Source organism: Methanomethylovorans sp. (assembly GCF_041305605.1).
Lineage (GTDB): Archaea > Halobacteriota > Methanosarcinia > Methanosarcinales > Methanosarcinaceae > Methanomethylovorans.
Map to the genome: position 1 here is coordinate 23,477 of NZ_JBFYLB010000019.1, position 6,765 is coordinate 30,241.

At 47.6% G+C, this 6,765-nt stretch carries 4 protein-coding genes; all 4 read right to left on the reverse strand.

Going from position 1 to position 6,765, the window contains the following annotated elements:
• Positions 1-173: 173 nt before the first annotated feature.
• Genes ACCM36_RS01500 through mutS form a run of 4 tightly spaced genes read right to left on the reverse strand, consistent with a single transcriptional unit; the run spans position 174 to position 6,301 of the window.
• On the reverse strand, positions 174-758 hold the full coding sequence (locus ACCM36_RS01500) for a cobalt-precorrin-7 (C(5))-methyltransferase (RefSeq protein ID WP_370571931.1): 585 nt from the start codon (positions 756-758) through the stop codon (positions 174-176).
• Positions 755-1,771 carry a cobalt-precorrin-5B (C(1))-methyltransferase gene (locus ACCM36_RS01505; RefSeq protein ID WP_370571932.1) on the reverse strand — a complete coding sequence of 339 codons (1,017 nt, stop codon included), beginning with the start codon at positions 1,769-1,771 and terminating at the stop codon, positions 755-757. The genes ACCM36_RS01500 and ACCM36_RS01505 overlap by 4 nt, the downstream gene beginning before the upstream one ends.
• A 41-nt stretch (positions 1,772-1,812) precedes the next feature.
• Positions 1,813-3,639 (reverse strand): DNA mismatch repair endonuclease MutL, encoded by a 1,827-nt coding sequence (mutL, locus tag ACCM36_RS01510; protein ID WP_370571933.1) that lies wholly within the window; start codon positions 3,637-3,639, stop codon positions 1,813-1,815.
• 1 nt (position 3,640) lies between these two features.
• A complete protein-coding gene (mutS, locus tag ACCM36_RS01515) occupies positions 3,641-6,301 on the reverse strand; it encodes a DNA mismatch repair protein MutS (protein ID WP_370571934.1) in 2,661 nt (886 codons plus the stop codon).
• Positions 6,302-6,765: the final 464 nt, after the last annotated feature.

Consider the following 6,765-nt stretch of genomic DNA (forward strand, 5'->3'; position numbering starts at 1 on the left):
AATTTGATTTAGATAAATGTGACTTACTTGTTATTATACATAAAGGTAACGATTCTTGTTTCAAACGGTTAAAGGTTTAGTAGTAAAGAAGATAGATATACCTAATAACTTAATCAATATTATAGAAAGGAGATGGACATATAAAAAAGTATAACACCTAAGTCAAATCGAACTCAGTGCTGCACTACCAGAAGACAGTACATATCAGACTCCGCAAGCGGAGGATTTTGTACGGAACCAACTACCGCCTTTTCTTCCGGATAGCCGATGTTCTCATAAAGGCAGATCTTTGCCTCAACACCCATTTTCTGCAGCAAGGCTGCTACTTCCTGCGAACCAAAGTTCTCTGCGGGCAACAGGAATATATCCTTTCCCAGTTCGACTTCTCTTATGAGGGCCTCCCTGGCGGGCGATGGATCACGCCCATGTGCCGTAATCATAGCAAGATTTGACATCTCTACGTGAAAACGGGCGCATGAAGCCTGAATTGATGAGACGCCCGTAATCACCTTGTCGTTTTCACCGGCAAACTTCCCAAGCCCTGAGAACATAGGATCGCCTGTGGAGAGCACCACAGCATCTGCAGGCAGCAGATGGAGTTCCCTGTAGTTCTTAATAATGCGGGCTTCGCACTTGATGAAGTCTTTCACAAGCTCGATGGACCTGCCTGAACCATAGATCACAGGAGCGTTACTAATGGTATCAATGGCTTCCTGGGTCAGCATATTGGGACCAACGCCCACGCCTACAATGATCATGCCTTTTCCCCGCTATCCATAAGCACAGTACCATCCCTGTCTACAACAACAACCCTTGCACCATGGGCTTTTTCCACGGCCATATCAAAGGCCTTCTTGAGCCTCTCGTTCTCTGGGTCTAGTTGCAGCATTTCCACCACTGTGGCATAACCGCTGTCGACAAGCATATTCGAGTCCCCCCACTTGAGGACAAGACCGGGGAGCCCACAAATAATAACATCACCCTTAGCTGCAGCTACAGCTTCGGAGATACGGCTACCTGCAAGCACAACCGTATATCCGGGGAACAGCATGGTGGAATAACGTATACCTATCCTGCCAGTGGTGAGCACTACCTTATCAGCATTGCGTATCAGATCCTCTTTCATCTCACCCAGATGGTCGTTCCAGGGTTCCACGAAGCCAGTGGTACCCAGAATCGATATACCCCCTTCCACACCTATACGGCTGTTAAGTGTCTGTTTGGCAACCTCAGCCCCTCGGGGAAGTGATAAAGTGACCTCGGCACCCTGCAGACCAAGTTCTTCCACAGCTTCGGCAATAGCTGCCTTGATCTGTTCCATGGGTTTGGGATTGATAGCCGGATAACCTTTCTTTGACTCCAGACCGTCCCTTGTAACGATACCGATACCCTCTCCCGCCCGAATAACGATACCATCAACCTCTCTGGCATCCGCCACGAACTCAAGGCCGCGAGTGATATCAGATTCATGATCATTATAGATCTTCATAGCAACTGCATGACCATTGACGGCATGTACATCCACCTCCGCTCTCAGCCCTACAGGTGTAGGTACAGATACATGAGAGACTGGCTTACGCAGAGAAAGTACTGCGGCCTTGGCTGCGACTGTTGCTGTTGTCCCGGTGGTATAACCCCTCCTGAGCACAGAACCATCGCTTAAGAGGACAAGTCTTCCACTTTCAATACCTTTTATGAGCTCGTCCCTGGGTACATCGGAACGCGCAACCCACTCGTCTGGGATCTTGGATTTGTTCACCGGGTCTATCATCGAAAACTCAATTGTGGTCCAAAGTTATAAAAGTAGCGAATTCATCCTGTTCTTTTGAACATACGGTCCAGCTCTTCCCTTGTAAAGGATACCATAGTAGGACGGCCATGAGGACATGTGTATGGATTCTTACATTTTTTTAACTGTCGTATCAGATCAGACATCTGTTCCTTATTGCATACTGCACCAGCCTTTATGGCAGCCCTGCATGCCATGGTACTGAAAACATGATCGTATATCTCCGTATCATCCTTGATCCTGCCAACAGAGAGCAGATCAGACACTATGTCGTGTACTACATCGGGACTTTCCATCCTGCCGAATATCGTAGGCACAGTAGTAACTACATAGGTATTCGGACCAAACTCGGATATACTGAAACCTACTTCTTCCAGATACGGAATGAACTCTTCAAGGATGACCTTCTCCTTGGGATTAAGTTCCAGTGTCACAGGATTCAGAAGCTCCTGCCATCCCATATCCCTGGAATCCAACACACGTTCATACATGACACGCTCGTGAGCTGCATGCTGATCTATCAACAGCAGTTTCCTCTCCACCTCTGCAACGATATATAGGTCTTCAAACTGCCCCATTACCTTCACATCATCTGCAACAAAAGCACTTTCTTCTTCACGGGGAGATGCTTCCAGCCTGGACTGAAGGCGTGAACTTGCTTTGAGCCGTCTTTCAGTATCCTTTGCAGGAGGATGATAAGGAGCAGGCTCTTCAAGAACACGAGACGGCATATGCACTTTATTTTGTAACTTATTGTCTTCCTCATCTTCTTTTTCGTACAACACTGTCTGAGCAGGAGACGGCTTATCCTTTACCTTTATCTCTGGAACAAGATGAGTAGAACTTAGAGCTTTCTCCACAGCAGCAGTAATAGCTTCCAGGATCTCCTTTTCATGGCTTAGCCTCACTTCAGTTTTACGAGGATGCACGTTCACATCCACTATTGCAGGATCGATCTTGAGGCTTAGGAAAGCTGCCGGATACCTACCCTTGGGAAGAAGAGTGTAGTATCCAAGCCTTAACGCATTGCTTATGGCCTTTGAAGAGATGCTGCGCCCGTTGATATAGAAGAATTGCAGATCAGAACCGCTACGGCTGAGCTCAGGCTTGGAGATGTAGCCTGATATTTTCACAAGATCATTTTCCCACACGACGGGCACCAGGGACCTGGCAACCTCCGCACCATGGATATGCACGATGTTATTGAACATATTAGCAGTAGCAGGAGAGCGTAAAACGATCTTGCCTTCGTTCAGGAGAGTGAAAGAGATATCTGGATGGGCTATGGCATAGCTGGTAAGGATATCAGTGATATGGGCCAGTTCAGTGCGGCTGCTTTTCAGATATTTCCTCCGTGCAGGCGTACTGTGGAACAGGTCAGCCACATCAACAGTAGTACCTACAGGAGCACCTACTTCAGATATGGACTCTACTCCATCGCTGCCTGCTAGTACTTTTGTACCTGCTACATCCCGGTTCCTGCGGGTTATGAGTGTGACTTTTGCAACTGCAGCCATTGAGGAAAGAGCCTCGCCCCTGAACCCCAGTGTGCGGACAGTTTCCAGATCGTCGATGCTGGTGAGCTTACTTGTGGCATGTTTCTTGAAAGCCATAGAAGCATCTACATGGCTCATACCGCAACCGTTGTCCCTGACAGATATCCTCTTGACACCTGAACCTTCTATTTCCACTTTTATCTCAGTGGCTCCTGCATCGATGGAATTGTCAAGCAGTTCTTTCACTGCAGACGCGGGCCTTTCTATTACCTCACCGGCAGCGATCTTGCTGATAGTGACCTCATCCAGCAGGTGTATCCTGTTGCTGTCCACATCACATGCATCATCGACCATATCATTCCCCACTTTCATCCAGTAATTTCTTAAGGCTATTGAGCCTGTTCAGGGCATCCACAGGAGTAAGAGTATTAACATCAAGCGATTTTAGCTCTTCCAGTACGGGGTGTTTCACATCCGCTTTCGGCGAACTTCCGCCATCGAACAGCATGAGCTGAGTATATCTGGCAGTACTTTTACCCTTACCTTTTTTTGGCCTGCCCTCCCGGTTGATGGCACTCTCACTTTCGATCTCCCTGAGCACTTCCTTTGCCCGGGAAGTAACAGCATGCGGCACACCGGCAAGCCTTGCTACGTGAATACCATAGCTTCTGTCCGTGGCCCCTGGCACTATTTTACGCAGGAACACCAGGTCATCTCCTTCCTCTTTCACCGCAATATGCAGGTTCTTTACTCTCTTGAGAGCGCCTTCCAGTTCAGTGAGCTGGTGGTAATGGGTGGCGAACATGGACCTTACACCCACCTTACTCTTATTATGAATATACTCCACTACGGCCTTTGCGATACTATAACCGTCGTAAGTGCTCGTACCCCTGCCGATCTCGTCCAGCAGCACCAGGCTTTTTGGGGTGGAATTGTTGAGGATGTTGGCAAGTTCCACCATTTCCACCATGAAAGTACTTTGCCCGCTGGCAAGGTCGTCAAAAGCTCCTACCCTGGTAAAGACCCTGTCCACTATACCTATGGAGGCATAAGAAGCAGGCACAAAAGAACCTACCTGAGCCATGATGACAATGAGGGCTGTCTGGCGCATGTATGTGGATTTACCTGCCATGTTGGGACCGGTGATGAGCAGGAACTGGTTATCCTCGCAATCGATCTCAGTATCGTTAGGCACGAAACCACCGGGAACGGTACTTTCCACCACAGGGTGTCTACCATCCCTGATAAGTATCCTGCAATCACTGGTAACTGCCGACCTGACGAAGTTATTGTGCACGGCCACCTCCGCAAGGTTCATGAGCACATCGAACTGCCCTATCAGGAAAGCAGCCCTCTGTAACTGTTTAGAATACGAAGCTACAGTAGTATTGATCTCGCCCAGCATCTCATATTCCAGAGCATGTGCCTTCTCATCTGCAGTGAGGATGGAAGTCTCCATTTCCTTGAGTTCCGGGGTGTAGAAACGTTCGGCATTGACCATGGTCTGTTTGCGGATATAATCATCCGGCACCTGCGAGCTGTTGGAACTGGTGACCTCCAGGTAGTAACCGAACACCCTATTGTACCCTACTTTAAGGGATTTAATGCCTGTCCTTTCCCTTTCTTTTTGCTGGAAATCAGCCACCCACTTTTTGCCGTTACGGGAAAGGCCTTTGAGCTTGTCAAGTTCCGTATTATAGCCGGTCCTGATCATGCCCCCTTCCCGCACACTTAACGGTGGTTCCTCAACAATGGCATTGCCAATGAGTTCCACAAGAGAACCAAGTTCTTCAAAACCGTGCAGTTCCTCTATTATGCTTCTGATAAGGCAGGAAGAAATATCGTCTTCCATACATTGGATCAGCAGAGGCACTGCCTCCAGGGACAATTTCAATGCTACCAGGTCCCGTGCATTGGAATTTCCATACATGACCCTGCCTACAAGCCTCTCGACATCCTTCACATAGGCAAGGTGAGAACGTACATCAAAACGCACCAGCGTCTTGCCGGAAAACTCTTCCACAGCATCCAGTCGTTCATTTATCTCGCTGACGGAGATCAGAGGCTTTAGCAACCATTTCTTCAGCATCCGACCACCCATGGGCGTGCTGGTCTGATCAAGTATTTTCAAAAGGGATGTATCGTTACCCTCGCCCCGGACATTATGCACAATCTCAAGATTGCGCAGGGTTATGGAATCCAGGATCATGAACTCGGATTCGGAATATGTGGACAGGGATTGTACATGTCCCAGTTCCCTCATCTGGGTGGTAATGGCATAGTTAAGGGCAGCCCCGGCAGCGGCTATCGCCTGGGGGAGGGTATCGCAACCCATTCCTTCCAGAGTGGAAACTCTAAAATGCTGCTTCAGATGCTCTCTTGCATTGGTAGTATCGAAGGCGATCTCATCGAATTCATGCACTATGACCTTCAGTTCCTCAAGACGCTGCATGAGGTGCTCGTTCCCGTATAGGTGTAGTGGAACTATACATTCGGCAGGCAGCATACGGGCTACTTCACTGGCTATCCTGTCATAGGGTGGCTCATCGGAGAACTGGGTTGCCATGAACTCACCCGTAGACACATCCAGGAAGGAAATACCGAAATCCTCATTCTTTCCTGAGAGCGCCATGAGATAATTGTTAGTGGCATCACTGAACATGGATGGGTCTATGGCTGTGCCGGGTGTGACCACTCGCACAACGCCTCTTTTCACAACGCCTTTGGCTAGTTTGGGATCTTCAAGCTGCTCACAGATGGCAACTTTGTAGCCTTTCCTGATGAGGCGGGGCAGATATGTGTCAATGGCATGATACGGTATGCCCGCAAGGGGCATGTTCTTGCCATCCTCCCCTTTGCCCCGGGTAGTGAGAGTGATCTCCAGCTCCCTGGCAATGGTCTTCGCATCCTCCCCGAAAGACTCGTAAAAATCCCCCATCCTGAAAAAGATCAGGGCATCACTATACTCTTCCTTTGCCGCATAATACTGATGCATGGCAGGGGTCATCTTGCTCATGGTGCTGTGGTTTATCTGTGTGGTACTATTTTAGTGCTTTCATGGAGATGAGAGAAGTTAGTGCCATATTTTTTCTTGAATATATGAAAAATGTTATACTCAATAGATAATGGAGCTAATGCACAGAGGAAAGAGTTAGGAACTTAAATATTCTCAAGAAAATTAGCATGCAGTAGACACTGAATAAATAGTTACACAAAGAATACAATAAGTATAGTTTTAGATATTATTGCACGATCTGATTCTTAATGAAAAAGAAGGAGTGATTTTTTTTTCTTGAATATAAAAATGATTTGCAAATAAGTTAACTATATAACATATTACAAATATTGTGCTTTGTGTAAGGGGTTCAGAGATCTTGACGGAACACTTGAACCCCCTACTGCCCAAAGGCAAGGTTATAGTTTGTTTTGATGTTGCTTAAAACTTACGGCTTCTTGCCTCTGGAGTAACGGAAATGAGGT